This window comes from Gracilibacillus sp. Marseille-QA3620 (assembly GCF_054950035.1).
The window spans coordinates 3,141,333-3,164,142 of sequence record NZ_CM143102.1; the positions used below are offsets into that span (position 1 = coordinate 3,141,333).

The window sequence follows — 22,810 nt, forward strand, 5'->3', positions numbered from 1 at the left end:
GGTTATCCTCCTAATTTCACTAACACTAATTCTTTCATCCGCTCTACATCCGGCTTGATGCCTGTCCACAGTTCAAAGGCAAGTGCTCCCTGCTGCACAAACATCTCTACCCCTGTTTGGATAATAGCGCCATTTTCTTCCGCTTCACGCAAGAATGCCGTTTTGAGCGGGTTGTATATAATATCACAGACAACTGTCTTTTCTTTTATTCCCAATAAAGAGATGGGAGATTCATGTAATGAAGAAAGCCCAACCGAAGTCGTTTGAATGATGAGGTCATAATTAGCAAGAGCCTTTTCCGCATCCACCAGGCTTAACACAGCAGAACTGATGCCGTTATGGCAATCCGCCACGATTCTTTCGGCTGAGGATAGCGTTCTGTTTGCGATATCCATTTGAGCAATGCCCGTTTTCGCCATCGCGCAGTAAATGCCCCGTGCAGCACCTCCGCCTCCTATAATGAGGACGTTTCTCCCGGCAAATTGATTGGCAAGAAGCGGGGCAATGGCTTTGACAAAGCCAGGACCATCGGTGTTGTAACCCTTGATGATGCCATCTTTAATAACGGCCGTATTGACGGCTCCCACTTCCTTAGCAAACGGATCAAGTTCATCTAAATACGGTATGACATTCTCCTTGAACGGAACCGTAATATTGAAACCGCCTGCTCCAATTGCCTTTAACCCGTTGACCGCTTCTTTAAGGGCCTCCTCTTCAACCAGAAACGGCAAATATTCTCCTTCTATGCCGTTCTGCTTAAATGCATCATTGTGAATCAATGGTGACATTGAATGTTCAATCGGATTGCCCAGCACCCCATACAGCTTCTTCATTTGAATCTTCCCCTTAGATTAATGATTTGCGAATGCTCACCTGTACTCCCTTCGGTACGTATGCTTTAACGATGGCTCCCGGCTGATTGACTGTTACCCAGCCAAGTCCTGAGAACACGATATCTGTTTTCCCCTCTTTAATGGAGAATTCCTGACCGACAAGCGGCGGGAATTCCTTTATCTCTTTAGGTCCCGGAGGCACAAGCAGCTCTCCAGCATGCTTTTCATATAAATCATCCGCTTTCTCGAGCTTTGTGCGGTGGATATCAAGCTCATTGGATAAATAACATGTAAATGAATTCCGCTCTCCACGAACGAAATCAAAACGAGCTAAGCCCCCAAAGAAAAGGGTCTGGCCGGCATTCAATTGGAATACTCTCGGCTTGATTTCCTTCTTCGGCGTAATAGTTTTTAAATCTTGCTTCCCGACAAAATGAGCCATTTGATGATGATTAATGATTCCCGGGGTATCAATTAATGCCCTCTCATCATCAAGCGGAATTTCAATGATATCCAATGTTGTCCCTGGGAAATGAGAGGTTGTGATAACATTGTCTTCTCCGCTTCCCTGCTTAATGATCCGATTAATAAAGGTGGATTTACCGACATTGGTACAGCCAACGACATATACATCACGACCCTCACGCAGTTCATCAATACGCTGCATTGCGTCCTCAATTCCATAGCCCTTGGCACCGCTCACAAGCATCACGTCAACTGGATGTAAGCCCCATTCCTTTGCCATTCCCTTCATCCAGTCAATCAGCTTTTTCTGTTTGACGGATTTAGGAAGCAGATCACTTTTGTTTCCAATCAACACGACCGGATTATTGCCGACAAAGCGCTGCAAGCCCGGCAGCCAGCTTCCATTAAAGTCGAATATATCAACTAGCTTAACGATCAAGGCATCCTTCTGCCCGATTCCATTCAAGATTTTCAGGAAATCGTCATCTGTCAAGGAGACATCCTGCACTTCATTATAATGCTTTAATCGGAAACAGCGCTGGCAGATTACTTGGTCTTTTTCCAAGGATGATGCCGGTGCATAACCGATTTTATTCTTGTCCTCCGTCTGTATGGTCACTCCACAGCCGATACAGCTGATTTCTTCTTTAGTCAATTCTAGTCCTCCCACGTTAATTGTCCATTTTTTCGGAACCACGCCAAAATTCTGCGTTCAATTCTCCGATTCAATTTCGTTGCCCATCCGTCTGTCTGTGCAACTGGCACAACCAAGATAGTATGGAACCCGCTCCGGTTGCCGCCGAACACATCAGTCAAAAGCTGGTCGCCAATAACGACTGCTTGTTCCTTTTGAATACCCATCAGCTCAACCGCATGCTTAAATGCCTTTGTCATCGGTTTTCTCGCGCGAAAGATAAATGGGATGTTGAGCGGATCAGCAAAGGCTTTCACTCGCACCTCTTTATTATTTGACACGATGGTCACTTTAATATCATTGCGCTTCATTTCCTCAAACCATGTGATTAGCTCCGGGGTCGCAAGCGGCCTGTCCCACTCCACAAGGGTATTATCTAAATCAGTTATAATCCCTTTGATCCCTTTATTCTTTAAATCCTGGGGATTGATTTCATATATGCTCTTCACATGCTGAGCAGGCAAAAATGATTTCAACACAATAAACACCTCTATCATTCATTAATCGCTGTTATTCATCATAACGGATAAAACCGCTTCTGTCATAGGCTTCTTGACTTTTCATGTCAAATATATTGTCGAAATAAGAAATGTTTCGACACCCCTCCGCGTTTTTTCAGCCTGTGGATAAGTTTATTCACATGATGCACACTTACACAAGCGCCCGCTTTTATGGGCTGGCCGGCTAAATTATATGAATACTCACATTTTACCCACAAGTTATTCACGTTAACTTGTGGATAAGAGAACGGTTGTTCCATCGTTTTGAATTTGTTAAATTAAGGATACAATCACTTAACATACTACTATATGATAGCCGAACCCCTGTTAGAACACTATATCGGAGGTGAAGCCGCCTAAGGCGCCAATATGCAGAAACTATCAGACGCCCTATTAATTGAATCCTATTACAAAGCAAGAGACTTAGGCCTTAGCAAAGATTTCATCCGCCTTATCGAACGTGAAATTGACCGAAGATCCTTACGAGCCAGATTATAGAAAAGAGACCTCATCCATAAAAAAGCCCTGGTTACCAGGGCTCCATGTTTCCTAGCTTTCGTTATAAGCCTCTTTCAGGCAGATGATTCAATGCCTTAACTGGCAGGTTCCAAGCGTTTCTCCTGCACGAACTGCAGCAGGTGTCTCAAACGGCGCAGCTTTGAACGTCCCTTTTTCAAAAAGAAGCACAACGGTGGAGCCAAAGGAAAAATACCCGATTTCTTCTCCTTTAAGAAGAGTATCCCCCGTATGTGTCCTTTCTATTGTGTTCACGAACATGGCACCGACCTTGATGAGAGCAAGTCTTCCGCCTTTATACTCTATTTCCGTAATTTCACGGTAATTCTTAGATAGCGGAGATTTGCCAAGCGTCATTCCATAACGATTGACCGGATAGGATTTACTGCCAAGCGTCTGCTTACGGATAACAGTACCATCAACAGGCGAGTGTATACGATGGTAATGACTCGGGCTTAAATACAGCACCATATATTGCCCATCTAAGTATCTCTCTACTTCGCTTTTCCCGCCGAGCATCTCTTCTATCGAGTAGAGTTTACCTTTCACACGAAAGGTGGCATCGTTCGCAATAGAGCCCATATCCTCTAATACAGCATCAACGGGGCTTGCAATGGAGGCTTGTCCCTGATCAATTGGACGGGCTCCCTCCATCAGCTTTCGCGTGAAGAAATCATGGAGGCTTTCGTACTCCTCGAGCGGCCTGTCCATTTCCTCTACATTTATTTTATACTGCTTCGCAAACGAGGGTATGATTCTTTTGCTCGCAGGTGACAAGGCAAATCTTCTTAATAAAGAAGAAGTCCATCTTCCATTCGTCAATTCAATTAATGATTGATAAAGCTTTTCCTTCACTTTTTCCACCCATATTTCTTTTTATGACATCACAAGCTTCCACTATACCATCTACTAGTGAATAGCTGTTCAACTAATTACCTTCCGCTTCCCTAGCTTTTATACTCTGCTGAAAGTTAAATATACTATATTTTTATCAACAATACACATAAAAACAAAAAACAAAAACACCCAACTAAGTCCCTGGGTGCTTTTCTTCTTACAGTGTACTATTCCTTTGAGCTGAAGGAAAGTAAAATTTCCATCTCAGCTTTCTCGCCTTTTCGGAATCCACCAATTCCATTTTCCCATCAACTTCAGCATAATTGGCACAAGAATCAGCCGGATGATGGTTGCATCGAGCAGGACAGCAACAAAAAGCATGAAGCCGAGCTGCTTAACTTCAAGCATATGAGTGAACAAAAAGGCAAGGAACACAACCATCATGATCAACGCTGCCTGCGTGATGAATGGACCAGTATATTCAATCCCTTTCGCAATTGCTTCTTCTTCCAGCATGCCCCGCTCTCTTTCCTCCCGAATCCTGCTCACCAAAAAGACCTCGTAGTCCATTGAAAGGCCAAATAGGATTGCAAAGGATAAGACAGGCAAATAGGACTGCACATAGCCAGTAGCTTCAAATGAAAACAGCTGCTCTCCCCATCCATATTGAAAGACGAGAACAGCCGCTCCAATAGATGCGAGGATACAAACCAAATTCAGTGCAATAGCTTTCAATGGGATGAGCAGACTCCGGAAAGCCCGTGTCAGCAGCAAAAAGGATATCGCTAATATTAAGCACGCGGCAGCTGGCGTCTTGTTCATCGTTTCGCGATGAATATCGGCAATCATGGAGGCCATACCGCCGATATAAACCTTGTTATGCATCATTTCTTCCCCGTATCTCTCCCGTAAGGTTTTGATAAACTGAACGGAAGCTGGGTCATCTGGAGCATTCTTTAACGTAATCATAATTGGAGACATGCTCAAGTCCTTATTCACCAGCATAGAAAACATCCCTTGATCATCCGCCATAGCTGCCAGCTCCTGCAGTCCTTCCGCACTCACAACTCCCATTAGGTCCATCAGGATATCAGTGACCGAAATGACATTTGCCACACTTGATTCACCCTTTAATTCAGCTGTCATCTGCGCCATCCTATCAAGGTCCACATCTGTCAATTGACCTTCCTCCGATTGATAGATGAAATAAACAGGTGCATAAATTCCGGATGAAATGTTCTTTTCTAGCAAGGCATTTCCTTTCCCAGATGAATACTCTTCCAACGCCTTATCACTAATATCTGTCTTCAAATGCAAACTGAAGGCTGGCAGCATCATGATAAAAAGGAGGAACAGGCTTCCCCCTAAATAAAGGCCCGGCTTTGCCATAATATGCTTTGTCCACCTGTACAGCCTATGCCTTTGCTCATATCTCTTTTTTCTTCGAATTGGCAGATAATCAATGCGGCCACCAAGTATATGCAAAAGGGCAGGCAAAAAGGTCACGGATAAGGCAAGCAGAACACCAATTGTCATAAAGGTGCCTATCGCGATATTAAAGAAAAGACTGGCTTTGATTAACAGGAGACCGGCAAGAGAGGACATGACCGTCAGCCCCGACATAATGACCGATTTACCGCTTGTGGCCATTGATCTCACGAGTGCTTCTGCCCGGGAAGCGGTCCGGCACTCCTCCTTATATCTCATCAGTATGAATAAGGAATAATCAATACCGAGCCCAAGGCCAATCATACTGACGACACTCGGGACAAACATATCTATATTTTCGATTCCAAGGAGAGCTAGTATTCCAAATGAAATAAATACACCAGCAATACCGAGCAGGATAGGAATAAGGGCTGCTGTAACTGAGCCAAAGACAAAAAGCAGGATAATGAGCACAACCGGCAGCGCGGTTCTCTCCGCCTGTGTTAAATCCTTTTTGACCATAGCAGATAAGTCCTGAACGGCAGCCGTCTTCCCTGTTAAATACATCTCCAAGCCCTTATTCTCAGCAAGGATTTTCTTTATTTCACCGCTGATTTTCAATGCAGCTTTTCCATCTGCCTCCAGTAAGAGGACCGCATAGCTTGTATGTCCGTCGGTCGAATAAGGAACGGCTGTCAATGACAGCTCATCATATGGAGAGACAATCTGGTAAACCCCATGGAGTACCCCGACCTTCCGCAATACCTTATCGACTGTTTGTTTATAGATCGGTGACTCCATCACATAGCGATCTGAATGAAATACAAGTATTGCCTGTTCCTCTATTTGACCAGCAAATTCCTTCTCCCACAGTTTCTCAGCCATATATGAAGGGGACCCTTCCACAACAAGCTGCGGCGGAGTTAATCGGCTGAAAAAGACAGGGGTAAGCAGCAGGCTTCCGATAAAAATCAATCCCCATAGAACGAGAATCGCCTTCGAATGGTTAATGACCTTCCTTGAGAAACGTCCATATAAGGACTCCATCTTGTTCAAACTAAACCACCTCAATCGTCTTCCTTGCGACGTACTCGTATTATTTCCTTGAACGCAAGAAAAACGGACAGGTAGTTTTGTCCGTTTGTGTGCTATTTTTGCTTTCTTCTTTCTTTCTCAGCCCGGTAGAATTCATGAAACATTTTCATTAAAGCACGTTTTTCTATTCTGGAAACATAGCTTCTCGAAATGCCTAATTCCTTCGCAATCTCCCGCTGGGTCTTCTCCTTCTTTAAATCAAGTCCAAAGCGCCCGACGATGACTTCCTTTTCCCGATCATCCAGGACATCAATGTACTTCTTCACCTTCTCGAGCTCCATATTAAGCTGTATGGTGTCAATGACATCCTCAGATTCAGATTTCAGGATATCGAGCAAGGAAATCTCATTTCCCTCCTTATCCTGTCCGATAGGATCATGAAGCGATACATCCTTTTTCGTCTTCTTGATGACTCTCAGATGCATCAATATTTCATTCTCTATGCAGCGAGCCGCATATGTAGCTAATTTTGTTCCTTTTCCAGATGAATAGGACTCAATGGCCTTAATTAAGCCAATTGTGCCAATGGAGATTAAATCCTCCGTGTCCTCCCCTGTATTCTCGAATTTCTTCACAATATGGGCGACAAGCCGCAAATTATGCTCAATCAGGAGATTTCTTGCTTCAGCATCTCCCTGAGCCATCTTTTCAAGGCATGCTTTCTCCTCACTAGCCGACAATGGCTGTGGGAAGGCGTTATTCTTGACATATGAAACGAGAAAAATCAATTCCTTGACGAAGTATCCGAAAGCTGCCAATAACCCTGTCAAACGAATCATCTCCTTCCTGTATTCAACCAGGTCGCCTACTAAGATATGTATGACAGAAGGAACCCTGCCTTGCATGTACTGATGAAAATAACTAAAACTCGGGCATCAGCCCAATCTTTTCTTCCGCACAAGACATATATTGCCAATAATCAAATATAAGGAGGGGATATTATGTACCCTTATGGATTCGGCGGTCCCGGATTTGGGCCAGGCTACTGTCCACCGCCTCCTTGCGGCGGAGGATTCGGAGCAGGATATGCTATCTGGGTTATCTTATTCATTCTGCTGATCATCTTTGGCTTCTGGGTCTTCTGGGGAGGAGGCTATTATGGTCCGCCGCCTAAGTAAATAAAAAACTTATGCTCAGATTGGGCATAAGTTTTTTATTTTTATGGCTCGCTTAAAGGTGAACATTGGATGTAGAAATACCGCGTTAATATTTCAAGCTGTTAACTCCCGGATGATTAGCTCCGACCGCCTTATGTTTTTAAACCTGCAGCGAAAATCCACACTTAAGAGTAACAGAGCTTTTTTTATAGATAAGACGGAACTGGTCCGCCTTATTCTCTCTCTCATGTTTAAAGGTTCAAAAGACGTCTCCTCATTGCCATGATTAACCGAGTACAGCCTTTACGCACTATCCTTATAAGTCCAATAAATTTTTGACTGAATAACGGCAATGATTTTTTTCATGATTAACCCCTTCTTTCTTTTTTATTTCACATTGGCATTAGAACAACCTGGAGAACGAGTTTGCTTTGCAATCAAGCATGTCGTTTTTGGCAGCCTTCATCTCGATATATTCCCCGCGTGAGAGCCTATTGGTTTGAACCGTAATGGTAAATAAAATCATATTGATCCTCATGTATTTTCACCTCCTGTAGTCGCATTTACGCACCATCCTTATACCTCCAATAAATGTTTGGCGGAACTGCAATGATTTTTTTCATGATTAACCCCTTCTTTCTTTTTTATTTCACTTTGGCATTAGAACAACCTGGAGAACGAGTTTGCTTTGCAATCAAGCATGTCGTTTTTGGCAGCCTTCATCTCGATATATTCCCCGCGAGAAAGCTTATTTGGTTGAATCGTAATGGTAAACAAAATCATATTGATCCTCATGTATTTTCACCTCCTGTAGTCGCATTTACGCACCATCCTTATACCTCCAATAAATGTTTGGCGGAACTGCAATGTTTTTTTCATGATTAACCCCTTCTTTCTTTTTTATTTCACATTGGCATTAGAACAACCTGGTGAACGAGTTTGCTTTGCAATCAAGCATGTCGTTTTTGGCGGCTTTCATCTCGATATATTCCCCGCGTGAGAGCCTATTTGTTTGAACCGTAATGGTAAACAAAATCATATTGATCCTCATGTGTATTCACCTCCCGTATTTTTAGATTCCTTCGTTAAAATTCCCTTACCAGCCTTAACAATCATCATGAACTCCTCCTTTTCGGTTCCTAGCCGCTTTCGCACAAAAAACCGCAGATTTACTCTGCGGTTTCCAAAAGGGCACACCTGTCCCTCAGACTTCTTATGTTTTGAAAGCGTAAAAAGCCGCAGAGCATCATTCAGCACTGCGGTTTATTTGTATACATACGAATATTAAATCCGTGTGAAATGCCTAAACCATCGGCCGAACTTGCCATATGAACTTGTTAGGTTTGATTTGAACCATTTGAGTTAAGACAGTCATTGTGTTCGACCTCCCATAGAAATTATTTACATGTAAATTATATCCAATGATTTCTGCTAAGTAAATAGGTAAATGAAAACTTTTTGATACTTCTATAAAAACAGGCACTTGTACCACTATACCCAGCAAACCATAAAAAAATACCCAATAAGGCCACTTTATATGTGGACTCATTGGGTATTGGTTAGTATTCTTCTTCATCTGCTTTCTTTTGATATTTAGCAGATAATCCAAAAAACGCTGCGGACCCGAATAATGCGACAGTTGCTGATGCAACAAGAATCTCTCTCGATGATATGCTTACGCCTTCTTTCGGCAGGACGGAGCCGGTGAAGAAGAAAAAGCTGATTATCAAGAGCGTGACCGCAAATCGTTTGTAATCTTCGACCTTCGCTTTCATAGCCAAAGCTCCTCTCCACATAAACGCTAAAACAATCTTATCATGAAGAGTGTTGTTGCCTAACAAGCAATTAATGACAAACCTGCCAAGTGAGAATCTTATTTCCCTAATGCCTTGACCATTTGCATCGCTATATGCGCTGAATGGCGTGCTGCCTTGTCTAGGAATTGTTCAAAGGAGACATCACTCTCTTTTCCGGCAATGTCGCTTAATGCACGTGTAACCACAAAAGGAACGCCAAATTGGTAGGCTACTTGGGCAATCGCTGCCGCCTCCATTTCTACTGCTTGAAGCTCAGGGAACTGTCCTCTGACAAAATCAGCACGTACAGGATCTGACATGAACACATCGCCTGTCACAATCAGTCCTTTTCCTGCCTGGACGCCTTCAATTCCAGCGGCAATCCCTGATGCGAGCTCCACAAGCTTCTCATCTGCAACGAAACCAACCGGAAGTCTTGGTACTTGTCCATATTCATAGCCAAAAGCTGTTACATCCACATCATGATGCCTTACCTCTGTGGAAATGACAATATCTCCAACATTCAATTCAGGATTATATCCTCCTGCAGACCCGGTATTAATGATGAAATCAGGTTTGAACTTTTCTAATAAGACCGCTGTTCCCATTGCGGCATTCACTTTACCGATGCCTGATTTAAGCAGAACAACATCCGTTCCAAACATTTTGCCAGATGTGTATTCCGTGTTAGCAATAACCACCGATTCACTCTCTTCAATATTCTCGCGTAAAACCGCAACTTCTTCTTCCATTGCGCCGATGATGGCAATCTTCATAATCTAATCTCTCCTTTTATTCTATGTAATCATTAAAATTTCTTCAGTTTAAAATGGACTGCTGCCGAATATGTTGGCTTGCCTTCGGGACTCGTATAAATTTGGTAGGATACCGTATGGACGGTCAGCATGATGGCTTTATTATGGTCAATCTGTTCCTCTATTTGCCTCTCGAGTGCTTTAGGGCTTGATGCTTCAAAGATTTCAATCTTATCTTCAATCAAATCTAATGAGAATTCCATCCGAGCTTTTCCTCCTGTTTATTCTGCCATGCAAAAAGCCGAGTTTCCAACCCTCGGGAAACCCGGCACGCAGAAGCATTAATTCTTATCGTTCGTCTTTAGCTTTTCTACCTTGGTCGGTTTCCATCCTTCACCATCTACCCATTGGATATAAACACGGTAAGTGGAAGAATTATCACTTGGACTGATGGTTCCGACAGCTGTATCAGGCGACCCCCCGTTACCGAGCCAGTACACATTCATGCCTTCCTGACTAATACCTGCACCATAGGCAAGAGCTTTCTCCATTTCCTGCCAGTCAACAGACCCTTTTTCATACTGGGTTACATGGTCGCCGCTTTGCTCAGTGCCGACAGGCTCCCAGGCTGAGTCTGAATAAGCTTCCTCTACATTGCTGTCTGAAGGTGTTTCCTCTTTAATTTCAGATTCCTTCTTTTCGTCCTCTGCATCAGCGGAATCCTTGTCATCAGATGTCTCTTTGTCAGCGTCGCTTTCTTTCTCTTCATCCGACTCTTCCTTATTTGCTTGATCATCTTCAGAATCGGTTGCAGCGCTATCCTCATCCTCCTTGGATGCGGCGTCATTATTATCATTGCTGTTGCTGTTATTTGCTGTATCTGATGATGTTTGTGGATCATTGCTGGTGGTTTTATCGTCATTTCCACCGGTGAAAATAACTGCACCGACCACGACAATCAAAAGTACAACAACAGTTATTAAAATATTATAGACTTTATTGACCTTTTTATCTTTGCGCTTTGCAACGCGTGAGGAATAACGATCCTTTGCCATAACCTCTTCCTCCTCGCTTATATTGGAATACCCATTATTTTATCATGGATTTCTTTGTCCTAAAAGTTATTCAATCTTTTGTAAATTATTCTCTCCGTCTGTATGTATTTGATAGATTCCATTGACTATCTCCAGATAAAGCGAGCTAATGGAAGCCGACTGCCCGCCTGTTTCCAAATTAACGACCACCATGGCGTACTTTGGTTCCCGAAATGGAAAATAACCGGCAAACCATTTATTATACAGCTTGCTTTCCTTCTCCCCAACCTCTGCCGTTCCACTTTTTCCGGCAACCTCATATTTAGCTGATCTCAACATCCCGGCTGTCGCAAGCGGTCCTTCTTCGGTAACCACACCTCGGAGCAATGACTGAAGCTTTGCTGCAGTCACAGAAGAAACCACGTTTTTCTGCCCCGGCTGCTGTTTAAAATGAGCAATCGTAAGCCCATTATCATCCACCGCCTTTAAGGCCGCCCGCACCATCATCCTTTCTCCTCCCCTCGCAATTGTGGCCATCATATTTGCAGCGGCAAGCGGAGTTACCTTCACATCCAATTGCCCTATAGATGTATTCGCCACGTAATTAGGATCCTCCTTCATAGCGGTATCCTTCCAGACCGTGCCCTTCCGCTCCTCCGGCAGCTGATGGAGGACAGGGGTACGAAAGACGCTTCCCGTCCATCCATTCAAGTCTATTAATCCGAGCTTACCTGCATAGCGTTCGATCATTTCTGGATCCTTTTCAGCAAGTTCTTTGCCTAGTACCCCAAATACCTGGTTGGAGCTTAATGCAAAGCCTTGCTCAAAGGTCACTTCACCAAGTCTTCTTCCTGTTTGGCCATCAACTTCCCGCCCCAAGTGATCAAGATTGCCATTAAAGATTCTGCCCTCAAGGGGAATCCCCTCTTCCATCGCTGCGGCAGCGATGACTGTCTTGAAGATGGAGCCAGGTGTTTGCGGCAGTAGCATTTGATTCATATTGCCCTGAGCATGAATGTCCTTATCATTTTGCTCAGGCATAGAGACCATGGCTAGGAGATCATTCGTTTGAATATCAAGAATGACAATCCCGCCCTTTTTCATATGATGATTCTTGGCCGTCTCCTCTGCCAGTCTTTGTATATCACGGTCAATAGTGGTTTGTATATTAACTCTTTCTCCTGTTCCGCTTGTATCTAGATACCGGACATCAACCCCAAAAAGAGGCAATCCGTTAGCCGCTTTGTGATAAAGAAGACGTTTAGACCCATTCCCCTTCAAAAAGAGCTGGAAGGCCTTCTCTAGACCTGAGCTGCCAACCTTTGTTCGATAATCAGTACTGTCAAAATCCTGTCCAGCTGTATGAGCGGAGTCAATTACTTCTTTATCCAGCGTTAAAGTACCCAGTAAATGTCCGGCCATCGCCCGGTCTTCGGCAAACCGCTTTTTGACCGCTATGATACCTGGAATATGTAAATCATTAATTTCTTTGATTTGACTGTCACTAAGCTCAAATATTTTCTTGTCCTCAAGGATAAACGGTTCATCTGCTTTCTGCAGCTTTTGTTCAAGCTGCCGTACATCCAAGCCGACAATCGCGGCAAGCTCTTCTTTTGGCCAATCTAAATGTCTCACAAATGGAAACATCACAAGGACAGCTCTCTCCTGATAGGATATCGGTTTCCCATTACGGTCAAGAAAGCCGCCCCTCCCATCATCAAGAGAAATTTCATCAATCCGCTGCTGAACGCTTTTTTCCAGTAAGTTGATTCCATGCTTTGAATAATCCTTTGTTTTCACTAATTGAATCTCGACTAATTTGGCGATACATAAACCCATTGCGAGCAGGATGGAGACCGCTGTAAAAAGGATTCTCTTTTTCATATTCGGACACCTCTGTCCTATTGTTGGCAGCAGAGATTCATTTCAAACACATAATTGTCAGAAAAAAGAAAAAGAACTGCCAATCGGCCGCAGGATATGCAGCCGAAAAGGCAGTTCATTCATAGTCATTACAATCCTTATTGGACAGAAACAATCACAACTTCCATGTCTCCGCCTGGAGTGGCAACAGTAACTTTGTCGCCAGGCTTTTTGCCCATTAGAGTGCGGGCAATCGGAGAATCATTGGAGATTTTATATTCAAATGGATCTGCCTCTGCAGAACCTACGATTGTGTATGTTTCTTCCTCGCCGTCAGGCAATTCTTTGAAAGTGACAGATTTTCCAAGTGTTACGACTCCATCCTGCGCCGCTTCGCTGTCGATAATCTGGGCATTACGAATCATATTTTCAATGGTTGTGATTCTGCCTTCCACAAATGCTTGTTCTTCTTTTGCGGAATCATATTCGGAGTTCTCAGAAAGGTCACCGAAACTGCGGGCAATCTTGATACGTTCAACCACTTCTTTACGTTTAACTGTTTTTAAGTGTTCTAGTTCTTTCTCAAGCTTCTCTTTTCCCTCTTTAGTCATAGGAAATACTTTTTCAATTGCCAAGAAAATTCACTCCTTCTGTACTTTCACCATGCAGCAAAGTAAGCTTCTGGTGATACATGTATATATATTCACCGTGTTTATATGTATATACCTGATGGTATATTAATTGCGCGTTTGAAAATCAAACGCGCAAAAGCTCTCTTTGTTAGCTTAGTGGGTTTTTCAGGATTTGTCTATTGATTTTATCAAATTATTTATAAAATTGTTCATTTTTATGTGGAAAATATTAGAAAAAATCAACAATAATCCGAAAGTTCTATAACATAGACTTTTGTTCTAGTATCGTTTGAATCTTCGTCACCATTAAATCAATTGCAACAAAGTTATGACCGCCTTCAGGAATGATGACATCAGCATACCGCTTTGTCGGCTCAATAAATTGATTATGCATTGGACGCACGACAGAAGTGTATTGCTCAATGACAGAATCAATGGAGCGTCCTCTCTCCTTAATATCACGCATCATACGGCGGATAATACGGAGGTCGGCATCAGTGTCAACAAACAATTTGATGTCCATTATATCACGAAGGCGCTCATCTTCAAGGACAAGGATTCCTTCAAGGATGATAACATCCTTCGGCTCGACATGGATTACTTCCTCAGATCGTGTGTGCATCGCATAATCATAGACCGGCTTGTCAATGCTCTCATAATTAAGCAATTTATTGATATGCTCAAGAAGAAGATCATTATCAAATGCAAGCGGATGATCATAGTTTGTTTTTAAGCGCTCCTCAAATGGGAGATGGCTTTGGTCTTTATAGTAATAGTCCTGTTCCAAAATCATAATGGAATGGCCTTTAAATTTCTCATAAATCGCCTTCGTTACACTCGTTTTCCCTGAACCCGAGCCTCCAGCAACCCCGATGACAATCGGTTTAGTCATAATGGATTAATTCCCCTTTCTCATCATATCATATGGATGAACCGGTTTATCGACCTTCAAACGAACAATCATTAATGGGTGTCTGGCAGCATCAAGCTCATTGCCTTCCTCATCCCAGATCGTCCCGACAATTTGCTTAAAGTTATCGATGTGCGGGCCGAAGAATTCAATCTCGTCCCCCGGTTTGAAATAGTTTCGTTGTTGTAGTGTTACCATGGATGTGTCTTCATCATACGATAAGACAAGCCCGGCGAAATCATATGTCGTTTGTTTGCTATGATTGCCAAACATTTGCTCTTTATAGCTTGGTACGCCTTCAAAGAAAGCCGGTGCCGTTTCACGGTTGGCGCATTTGTCCAATTCCTGGGTCCATTCCTGCTTGAAGACGAAATTGTCCGGGTCAGCACAATAAGCGTCAATAACCTTGCGATAAACGCTGACAACTGTTGCGATATAGTGGATGGATTTCATCCGCCCTTCAATTTTCAAGCTGTCAATACCCATTTCAATCATACGCGGGATGGACTGAACAAGCGTAAGGTCTTTCGGACTCATGGCAAATGGCGAGTCCCCTTCCTCGAATAACGGCTTCTCTCCTTTCTCTGTTTCTGCATATAGATCATAATCCCAGCGGCAGGACTGACAGCAGCCGCCGCGGTTTGAATCACGGGCCGTCATATGATTGGAGAGGGTGCATCGGCCGGAATAGGCTATACACATTGCCCCGTGAATAAAAGTTTCAATCTCAATGTCGACCTTTTCCTTCATCTCGCGAATCTCATCTCCGCTCGTTTCACGTGCAAGCACGACACGGTCCAGGCCCTCCTCCTTCCAGAACTGAACAGCCTTCCAGTTGGAGAGAGATTGCTGTGTACTCAAATGTATCTCTAGCTTCGGCGCTGCCTTCTTACACGTTTCAATAATGAGCGGATCCGCGACGATAATACCTGTCACACCTGCGGATTCGATATCTTTCAAATATTCTTCAAGACCTGGAATATTTTCATTATGAGCAAAGATATTTGTTGTTACATAAATCTTTGCACCGTATTGATTCGCAAAGTCTACGCCTTCCTTCATTTCAGCAATCGAGAAGTTACCCGCATTTGAGCGCAGACCATATTCCTGTCCGCCGATAAAGACGGCATCTGCCCCATAACGGACAGCAATTTTTAATTTTTCAAGGTTACCGGCAGGAGCCAGTAATTCCGGTTTCTTCACGATGATGCGTTTTCCATCTACCACTTTTGATATTTGCTTCTCCATAACGGACATTTGGTCTTCCCCCATTTCCTTGTTAATAAACTGTCTCCTTAAAGAAGAATCCCGTATCTAACATTCTGTTTTCAGGCTGCAGGCTTTCTGCCTCTTCAAGCAGGCTGTCTTTTACATCCTCATAGGCATCAGGATCCTCTGCGCAAAGGTCAATTGCCTTGCGGTAAAGCTTGGTCACCCCGATGAGGTATTCAGGCTTCTTGAGAACTCCATCAATCTTGAAGGAATCAACGCCTGCTTCTACCATTTCCATGAGCTCATCAATGATGCAGATATCATTCGGACTCATGATATGTGTTCCATTCTCATCTTCAAAGATTGGATACTTCGTATTCCGTTCAGGGTCATGGAGGAAAAGATGCCCATCTGCTTCTAAGTCATCTACCTTCATATTTCTGCCCTGATAATTAAAGTAATTGCCAATCAGGCGGCGTTTGGATTGGAACATAGCCGTCATTCCGTGCACTTGCACTTCAATTTCAACCTCTGCATGCTCCTTTGTTTCAACAATGGCATCCATATTGATTTCACGAGCTAACACAGCCCGTTTAGCCCCCTTCTGCCCCCAATAATTGCATGTGAACCAGTTTGTTGCTGTTGTTTCTGTATTCCAGTGCAGCGGCATATTCGGCGCTGCTTCCCGTGCTGCCATTAAGACAGCCGGATCCCCGAAAAGGACCGCGTCTGCTCCTGCCTCAGCAAGGAAACGTAAGTAATCTGAAAGCTCATCAACCTTTTCATTATGAAAGATGGCGTTCATCGCCACATATACCTTCCTGCCGCCCTTATGGGCAATCTCAATAGCAGCTTTCACAGCCTCACGATTAAATTCTCCAGCAAGCCTTAGCCCGTATCGTTGTTCCCCGATGACAAATGCATCTGCACCTGCCTCCATTAACGGTTCGATATCTTCTATCTGTGTTGGCGTTACTAAAAGTTCAGGCTTTTTCATGCCGAATCCCCCTTTTTCATGCTGATGGCTAATCCATCTCCAACTGGGAGAATAACTGTCTCATAATCTTCGTTTGAGATTAGCCATTCATTGTATCCTTTAATCTTCTTCACAAGATTCCTTGTTCGCTTGGATTCGATGGATTCCAAATCCTCCGCGACCAGTCCCTTAAAGAGTACGTTATCCGTGAAGATAATCCCTCCTGGGACAAGATATTTTTCATACATTTCAAAGAAGCGCTGATATTGTCCCTTTGCTGCATCAATAAACAGGCAGTCAAACGGTCCTTTCTGAGAGACAAGCTCCTCGGTTTCAAGGGCATCTCCCTCAATGACGGAAATACGGTCTCCCATACCGGCTCTTTTGATATATTCATGGGCTCTGCCTAAACGTTCTTCATCACGTTCAATTGTCACGATGGCTGCATTCGGCAATGCATGAGCCATTCTCAAGGCGGAATAGCCTATCGCCGTACCAATCTCTAATATATTTTGCGGTTTTTGGATTTTTAGAATCTGCAGAAGCGGCTCCATCCCCGATAATTCCATAATCGGTACACCATTAGCTTTCGCATAAGCTTCCATTTCCATTAGAAGATCATTACGCATCGGGGCATGAGCTTCCAGATAGCGGTCGAGATTCTCATTCATCCTGATTCCTCCAAATCCTTAAACTTCCTTTATCCCAAAAAAATGAGAAAGCCTAAAATGGCTTTCTTACATTCGTGTCGTAATTTTACACTTCGACTATTTTAGCATAGATAGGTTGGGGAAGGGAAATGTTTCTTCTTAACAATCCTTCCCCCAAATAATGCTAATTATTCGTAATATGCTTTGCCTTATCCTTATTATGCTCTTCCAATGTTTCATTAAAGAGTACTTCACCGGAAGGAGTTGCTAAGAAATACAAATCCTTAATGTCAGCTGGATTGAGCGCAGCGGCAATAGATGTTTCTCCTGCATTGGAAATCGGCCCCGGTGTCAATCCTTTGTTTCGGTAGAGGTTATACGGTGAATCGACCTCCAAATCCTTATAGGTCACACGGTCTTTATGTTCACCGAGCGCATATAGGACGGTAGGGTCAGTCTGAAGCATCATATCAATTTCCATCCGGTTCCTGAAGACAGCTGAAATCTTATCTCGATCGGCCTGCTCAGTTGCTTCCTCTTCAATTAAGGAGGCCATGGTGAGGAGTTCATGGACAGTCCAGTCATCTCCCATTGCTTCTTCATATTTAGCGATGACTTCATTCGTCTTCTTAATCATCATGCTAAGGACAGATTCAAGAGAAGGCTCCTCCTCATAGATGTAGTAAGTCGCCGGGTAGAAATAACCTTCTAGCGGATAGCGGATATTCTTATCAAAGATTTCATCCGTAAGCAGATCCGGGTACCCCTTCATCATGCTGTTGATAAATTTCTTATCATTCATCACATCAAGGACTTCCTTCGACTTTATACCGAGCGTTTTGCCGATAACGGCAGCAATTTCTTCTAGGTCCCGTCCTTCTGGAATGGTAATCTTATAGGTTTCTGCAACCTTCCCATTCTTGATCATGTCAATTATTTCATCCAAGGTCATGGATGGTGATAAATTATAATTTCCTGCTTGGAATCCTGCCTCATTGTTAAACTTGATATAGTATTTAAAGATTTGTGCATTTTTTATGATCCCGTTCTCCTCCAATATGGAAGAGATGGTCGAAACCCCAGATCCAATTGGTATCTGAACCTTAACGGTTTCCTTATTATCCGGATCAACCGGCTTTAAAGCTGATGAAATGTAGAAATAACCAGCTGCCGCGCCCACAATCACGATGGCAATAAACACAGCTAAGGATATCAGTACGATTTTTCTGACTACCTTCGCTTCACTCTGTCTTTCTAAAAGCTTCATTTTCATCTCGCTCTTCCATTCTTGTTTATCTTCACTCATTTAGCTGCCCCCTTCAATAAGGCATTTCCCCATGACTCGAATTGCCCTCTTTATTTATTGCAAAATATACCGGAACCTGTCAATGAAATTACAAGAAATTTGTAAAAAAAATCCCGTTCTTCCTTTATTATATTCGCATATTTCGCCATTCTTTGCAGTAAATAACAAAAAAACTCTTCCGATCACCCTTGATCGGAAGAGCCATAAAAAAGAAGCTTATTCTTCTTCATCTTCAAAGAATGTATTGATGACTTCTTCAACCATCGCCCATTCTTCATCATCTTCAATATCGTTCAATGTGCCGACTTCTCCGCTTTCATCCGGGATATAAGAAGCAACATGAATTAAATCTTCATCATCATCTGTTCCTACTGGAGCAAATACAACATATTGTTTATCGTAATCATCTAATTCAAATGTAAGCAAAATCTCATGTAATTGCTCATTGCCTTCTTCATCAATAATTGTAATCATGTTTTCTTCCATTTCAATCACCTCTAGTTTAATTAAAGCTTCCCGCTGTCCAGAAAACCTTGCAGAATCAAGACAGCCGCCATCTTATCAATCACTTTCTTGCGTTTCTTGCGGCTGACGTCTGCATCCAAAAGCACGCGTTCAGCAGCCATTGTCGTTAATCGCTCATCCCACAAGACAACAGGCACTTTGTAGCGTTTCTCAAGCTTCTCAGCATAATGCTTGCTTGCTTCGCCTCTTGGACCAATGGTTCCGTTCATATTCTTCGGCAAGCCAACCACAAACTTGTCCACTTTATACGGTTTCAGCACCTCATCAAGCCGCTTCAGCCCAAGTTGATTCTTCTCTTCATCAATGGCAATGGTCTCCAAGCCCTGGGCTGTCCATCCCATCTCGTCACTAATGGCCACACCCACGGTCTTTGAGCCAACATCCAGACCGACTATTCTCATTCTTATCCCTCACGATGATGCTTTAAATACGATTTAACTAATTCTTCAATAATCTCATCACGCTCAAGCTTGCGAATGAGATTACGCGCATCTTTATGGCGCGGAATATAAGCCGGGTCTCCCGATAGCAAATAACCGACAATTTGATTGATCGGATTATAGCCTTTTTCATTCAGAGCATTGTACACTTCCATGAGGACCTCGCTAACATCATGCTCGAAGGAATCATCTGGAAAATTAAATTTCATTGTCTTATCAAATGAACTCATCTTTGCACCCCGCTTCCTATTTGAGAACAAGCTATTCATCGTTCCTTACACATTGTACACTAATTGAACCTGATTATAAACGTCAAGAACCAAGCTTATTGTTTACCGTCCATATGTCTAACATACCACCACTTGCTAGAAATGGAAAGCGAGAGGGCAGGTATTCCCTGCCCTTCTCATCCCATCTATTAGTGCGCTTCAACCAGTTCTTTCACGGCTGCAAGAGCAGCATCCAATTCATTTGGATTCTTACCGCCAGCCTGCGCCATATCTGGACGGCCGCCGCCTCCTCCGCCGCAGCGTGTGGCCACTTCCTTAATGATCTTGCCTGCATGATAGCCCTCATCCACTAAATCCTTCGTTACAGCAGCAATCAAGTTAACCTTGTCGCCTTGTACACTACCGAGAACAATAACGGAAGAACCAAGCTTCTGCTTCAAGTCATCAGCCATATTACGTAAATTGTTCATATCCTGCGCTTGAACCTTTGCAGATAAAACCGTTACCCCATTAATTGTTTCAGCTTTGGATTGAATATTGCCTGCTTCAATATTGGATAGCTTCGCAGCCAAGGATTCATTTTCCTTCTGAAGATCCTTTACCTCTCCAAGCAAAGAATCAATCTTCCCTGGAAGGTCCTTAGGATTGGCTTTAACCTTTGCCGCCGCTTCGCGCAAAATGCTGATTTGCTCTGTCAGCTGCTGGTAAGCTGCCTCACCTGTCACAGCTTCAATCCGTCTTGTTCCTGCGCCGATACCAGATTCAGAAACAATCTTGAACAAGCCAATGGCAGAAGTGTTTGGCACATGGCAGCCGCCGCACAATTCTAAGCTGTAATCGCCAACTTGAACGACGCGAACGATATCTCCGTATTTCTCACCGAAGAGAGCCATCGCACCCATCGCTTTTGCTTCAGCAATTGCTTTATTTGAGATGGATACATCGATATTTTTCCAAATCTTATCGTTAACAATTTGCTCAATTCTTTCAAGCTCCTCTGCTGTCACTTGACCGAAATGAGAGAAGTCAAAACGAAGACGGTCAGGCTGAACAAGGGAACCTGCTTGGTTAACATGTGTGCCGAGCACATCCTTCAGTGCTTGGTGAAGCAAGTGTGTAGCCGTATGGTTTTTCGTGATTTTGCTGCGGTTAGCCGCATCTACCTGGGCCTTTCCAGTTGTCCCTTCCTTCAACAATCCATATTCAACAACGGCTGTGTGAAGGTTTTGGCCATTAGGCGCTTTTTGAACATCCTTGATGAAGATACGTAAATCATCGTTCTCAAAGAAACCTCTGTCAGCAATTTGTCCGCCGCTTTCAGCGTAGAATGGCGTACGGTCGAAGATGATTTGTACCTCTTCACCAGCCATCGCATCTTCCGCTCTTTCACCGTTTTTGATGATGACGCTGACACTTGCCTTACATTCAAGCTGGTCATAGCCGATGAACTCGCTATCAACTTTGATGTCGCCTAGGATTCCGCTTTGAACCTGCATGGAATCAACATCCTGGCGAGCTGCACGGGCACGTGAACGCTGTGCCTCCATTTCTTTCTCAAAACCAGCATGGTCCACTTTCATGCCTTCATCTTCAGCATATTCTTCTGTCAATTCAACCGGGAACCCGTACGTATCATACAAACGGAAAATATCGGAGCCGCTGATTGTATCGCTGCCCTTCTTCTTCTCTCCTTGGATGACCTCAGATAGAATTGCCAGACCATCGTGGAGCGTCTCATGGAAACGTTCCTCCTCATTGCGGATAACTTTAGCAATGAAGTCTTGGTTCTTCTTCACTTCTGGATAGTAATCAACCATGATATCAGCCACCACAGGAACTAACTCATACATGAACGGCTTATTAATGCCGATTTTCTTCGCAAAACGAACGGCACGACGGAGCAATCTGCGAAGAACGTATCCGCGTCCTTCATTAGATGGAAGGGCTCCGTCTCCAACTGCAAAGGCAACCGTACGAATATGGTCAGCAATCACGCGGAAAGCAACGTCTTTCTCACGAGTAGTACGGTACTTCTGACCGGAGATTTCTTCTGTCTTATGAATGATTGGCAGGAAGAGATCCGTATCAAAGTTTGTTTCTCCATCCTGGAAGATGGACGCCATACGCTCTAAGCCCATGCCTGTATCAATGTTCTTTTTCGGCAGCTCAGGATATTCACTGCGCGGAATTTCCGGATTAGCATTGAACTGGGACAAGACGATATTCCAGATTTCAATGTAACGGTCATTTTCTATATCTTCTTCAATCATGCGGATTCCGATATTCTCAGGATCATACTTTGTACCGCGATCGAAGAAAATTTCTGTATCCGGGCCGGACGGGCCTTCCCCGATTTCCCAGAAGTTATCTTCAAGAGGAATTAGGTGGTCATCTGGCACACCAAGACTTCTCCATACATCATAGGAGTCCGTGTCAGCTGGGTAGTAGGTGATGTAAAGCTTGTCCTTTGGCATTGCGAACCACTGTTCAGATGTCAAAAGCTCCCATCCCCACTTAATCGCATCTTCCCGGAAGTATTCCCCGATGGAGAAATTGCCGAGCATTTCAAAGAACGTATGATGGCGGGCTGTCTTCCCGACATTCTCTATATCATTTGTCCGAATAGACTTCTGTGCATTCGTGATACGCGGATTATCCGGAATGACCCGGCCGTCAAAATATTTCTTCAATGTAGCAACACCAGAGTTAATCCAAAGAAGCGTTGGGTCATCTACCGGTACAAGGGATGCACTCGGTTCGATCCTATGTCCTTTCTCTTGAAAGAAATCCAAAAACATTTGGCGAATTTCTGCGCCTGTCATATACCTCATTTTTCTCTTCCTCCTTAAAATTGTACACAAAAAAGCCCTCGAACCCCATAAACAGGGACGAGAGCTTGACTCGCGGTACCACCCTGATTGCGAAACCTTCAGTCTCGCCACCTCGGAAACCTTAACGCGGTTTGAACGGCAGGTTTTTTCCTGCATTCCGGACTAGCTTTCTGTTTCTCTTCTTC

26 protein-coding genes are annotated in these 22,810 nt (G+C 43.6%); 2 read left to right on the top strand and 24 right to left on the bottom strand.

The window, feature by feature from the left end; translation table 11 throughout:
- Window positions 1-2: 2 nt before the first annotated feature.
- From aroE to ACY8DX_RS15880, 3 genes are read right to left on the bottom strand one after another with little or no spacing between them, the layout of a single operon-like run.
- The gene (aroE, locus tag ACY8DX_RS15870; RefSeq protein ID WP_049670072.1) at window positions 3-833 is read right to left on the bottom strand and encodes a shikimate dehydrogenase; all 831 of its coding nucleotides are present in this window, start codon (window positions 831-833) and stop codon (window positions 3-5) included.
- 13 nt (window positions 834-846) lie between these two features.
- Entirely contained in the window at window positions 847-1,953 is a 1,107-nt protein-coding gene (yqeH, locus tag ACY8DX_RS15875; protein WP_049670071.1) for a ribosome biogenesis GTPase YqeH, read from the bottom strand.
- A 2-nt stretch (window positions 1,954-1,955) separates the two neighbouring features.
- Complete coding sequence (locus ACY8DX_RS15880; protein ID WP_462405590.1) at window positions 1,956-2,471, bottom strand: YqeG family HAD IIIA-type phosphatase; 516 nt, start codon at window positions 2,469-2,471, stop codon at window positions 1,956-1,958.
- A 390-nt stretch (window positions 2,472-2,861) separates the two neighbouring features.
- Here ACY8DX_RS15880 and sda point away from each other — a divergent pair, with 390 nt between their 5' ends.
- Window positions 2,862-2,990: a sporulation histidine kinase inhibitor Sda gene (gene sda, locus ACY8DX_RS15885; protein ID WP_082197022.1), complete on the top strand. Its 129-nt coding sequence runs from the start codon at window positions 2,862-2,864 to the stop codon at window positions 2,988-2,990.
- Window positions 2,991-3,077: 87 nt separating this feature from the next.
- Here sda and ACY8DX_RS15890 read toward each other — a convergent pair whose 3' ends face one another.
- The 3 genes from ACY8DX_RS15890 to sigK all read right to left on the bottom strand — a co-directional run bounded on the left by ACY8DX_RS15890 (window position 3,078) and on the right by sigK (window position 7,138).
- Complete coding sequence (locus ACY8DX_RS15890) at window positions 3,078-3,863, bottom strand: phosphatidylserine decarboxylase (RefSeq protein ID WP_462406960.1); 786 nt, start codon at window positions 3,861-3,863, stop codon at window positions 3,078-3,080.
- Between the two features lie 246 nt (window positions 3,864-4,109).
- A complete protein-coding gene (locus ACY8DX_RS15895) occupies window positions 4,110-6,320 on the bottom strand; it encodes an MMPL family transporter (RefSeq protein WP_462406961.1) in 2,211 nt (736 codons plus the stop codon).
- 101 nt (window positions 6,321-6,421) lie between these two features.
- Entirely contained in the window at window positions 6,422-7,138 is a 717-nt protein-coding gene (gene sigK / locus ACY8DX_RS15900) for an RNA polymerase sporulation sigma factor SigK (RefSeq protein ID WP_049670067.1), read from the bottom strand.
- 171 nt (window positions 7,139-7,309) lie between these two features.
- Here sigK and ACY8DX_RS15905 point away from each other — a divergent pair, with 171 nt between their 5' ends.
- Window positions 7,310-7,486, top strand: a complete 177-nt coding sequence (locus tag ACY8DX_RS15905; RefSeq protein WP_439803134.1) for a hypothetical protein — start codon at window positions 7,310-7,312, stop codon at window positions 7,484-7,486.
- A gap of 382 nt (window positions 7,487-7,868) precedes the next feature.
- On the opposite strand, the gene ACY8DX_RS15910 is transcribed toward ACY8DX_RS15905, so the two are convergent.
- The 18 genes from ACY8DX_RS15910 to alaS all read right to left on the bottom strand — a co-directional run bounded on the left by ACY8DX_RS15910 (window position 7,869) and on the right by alaS (window position 22,625).
- Window positions 7,869-8,003, bottom strand: coding sequence for a hypothetical protein (locus ACY8DX_RS15910; protein ID WP_462405591.1), 135 nt, complete (start codon window positions 8,001-8,003; stop codon window positions 7,869-7,871).
- Between the two features lie 122 nt (window positions 8,004-8,125).
- A complete protein-coding gene (locus ACY8DX_RS15915; RefSeq protein ID WP_269431774.1) occupies window positions 8,126-8,260 on the bottom strand; it encodes a hypothetical protein in 135 nt (44 codons plus the stop codon).
- A gap of 121 nt (window positions 8,261-8,381) precedes the next feature.
- A complete protein-coding gene (locus ACY8DX_RS15920) occupies window positions 8,382-8,516 on the bottom strand; it encodes a hypothetical protein (protein WP_269431773.1) in 135 nt (44 codons plus the stop codon).
- A gap of 508 nt (window positions 8,517-9,024) precedes the next feature.
- Window positions 9,025-9,240, bottom strand: coding sequence for a YrhC family protein (locus tag ACY8DX_RS15925; protein ID WP_049670065.1), 216 nt, complete (start codon window positions 9,238-9,240; stop codon window positions 9,025-9,027).
- Between the two features lie 98 nt (window positions 9,241-9,338).
- Window positions 9,339-10,037: a 5'-methylthioadenosine/S-adenosylhomocysteine nucleosidase gene (mtnN, locus tag ACY8DX_RS15930; protein ID WP_049670064.1), complete on the bottom strand. Its 699-nt coding sequence runs from the start codon at window positions 10,035-10,037 to the stop codon at window positions 9,339-9,341.
- A 32-nt stretch (window positions 10,038-10,069) separates the two neighbouring features.
- Window positions 10,070-10,279 (bottom strand): DUF2536 family protein, encoded by a 210-nt coding sequence (locus ACY8DX_RS15935; RefSeq protein ID WP_049670063.1) that lies wholly within the window; start codon window positions 10,277-10,279, stop codon window positions 10,070-10,072.
- Between the two features lie 78 nt (window positions 10,280-10,357).
- Entirely contained in the window at window positions 10,358-11,071 is a 714-nt protein-coding gene (locus ACY8DX_RS15940; RefSeq protein ID WP_049670062.1) for a YrrS family protein, read from the bottom strand.
- Window positions 11,072-11,137: 66 nt separating this feature from the next.
- The gene (locus ACY8DX_RS15945) at window positions 11,138-12,934 is read right to left on the bottom strand and encodes a peptidoglycan D,D-transpeptidase FtsI family protein (protein ID WP_462405592.1); all 1,797 of its coding nucleotides are present in this window, start codon (window positions 12,932-12,934) and stop codon (window positions 11,138-11,140) included.
- Window positions 12,935-13,071: 137 nt separating this feature from the next.
- Window positions 13,072-13,548 carry a transcription elongation factor GreA gene (gene greA, locus ACY8DX_RS15950; protein ID WP_439802105.1) on the bottom strand — a complete coding sequence of 159 codons (477 nt, stop codon included), beginning with the start codon at window positions 13,546-13,548 and terminating at the stop codon, window positions 13,072-13,074.
- A gap of 256 nt (window positions 13,549-13,804) precedes the next feature.
- Complete coding sequence (gene udk, locus ACY8DX_RS15955) at window positions 13,805-14,437, bottom strand: uridine kinase (RefSeq protein ID WP_049670059.1); 633 nt, start codon at window positions 14,435-14,437, stop codon at window positions 13,805-13,807.
- A gap of 6 nt (window positions 14,438-14,443) precedes the next feature.
- Window positions 14,444-15,727: a peptidase U32 family protein gene (locus tag ACY8DX_RS15960; protein WP_462405593.1), complete on the bottom strand. Its 1,284-nt coding sequence runs from the start codon at window positions 15,725-15,727 to the stop codon at window positions 14,444-14,446.
- Window positions 15,728-15,734: 7 nt separating this feature from the next.
- Window positions 15,735-16,664, bottom strand: coding sequence for a peptidase U32 family protein (locus tag ACY8DX_RS15965; protein WP_439802107.1), 930 nt, complete (start codon window positions 16,662-16,664; stop codon window positions 15,735-15,737).
- The gene (locus tag ACY8DX_RS15970; RefSeq protein WP_462405594.1) at window positions 16,661-17,314 is read right to left on the bottom strand and encodes an O-methyltransferase; all 654 of its coding nucleotides are present in this window, start codon (window positions 17,312-17,314) and stop codon (window positions 16,661-16,663) included. Before ACY8DX_RS15970 ends, ACY8DX_RS15965 begins: the two co-directional genes overlap by 4 nt.
- A gap of 163 nt (window positions 17,315-17,477) precedes the next feature.
- The gene (gene mltG, locus ACY8DX_RS15975; RefSeq protein ID WP_439802109.1) at window positions 17,478-18,599 is read right to left on the bottom strand and encodes an endolytic transglycosylase MltG; all 1,122 of its coding nucleotides are present in this window, start codon (window positions 18,597-18,599) and stop codon (window positions 17,478-17,480) included.
- A gap of 216 nt (window positions 18,600-18,815) precedes the next feature.
- Entirely contained in the window at window positions 18,816-19,091 is a 276-nt protein-coding gene (locus ACY8DX_RS15980) for a DUF1292 domain-containing protein (RefSeq protein ID WP_049672795.1), read from the bottom strand.
- A 14-nt stretch (window positions 19,092-19,105) separates the two neighbouring features.
- Window positions 19,106-19,525, bottom strand: coding sequence for a Holliday junction resolvase RuvX (gene ruvX / locus ACY8DX_RS15985; protein WP_462405595.1), 420 nt, complete (start codon window positions 19,523-19,525; stop codon window positions 19,106-19,108).
- A gap of 2 nt (window positions 19,526-19,527) precedes the next feature.
- Window positions 19,528-19,794 (bottom strand): IreB family regulatory phosphoprotein, encoded by a 267-nt coding sequence (locus tag ACY8DX_RS15990; protein WP_049670053.1) that lies wholly within the window; start codon window positions 19,792-19,794, stop codon window positions 19,528-19,530.
- A 188-nt stretch (window positions 19,795-19,982) separates the two neighbouring features.
- Complete coding sequence (alaS, locus tag ACY8DX_RS15995; protein ID WP_462405596.1) at window positions 19,983-22,625, bottom strand: alanine--tRNA ligase; 2,643 nt, start codon at window positions 22,623-22,625, stop codon at window positions 19,983-19,985.
- Window positions 22,626-22,810: the final 185 nt, after the last annotated feature.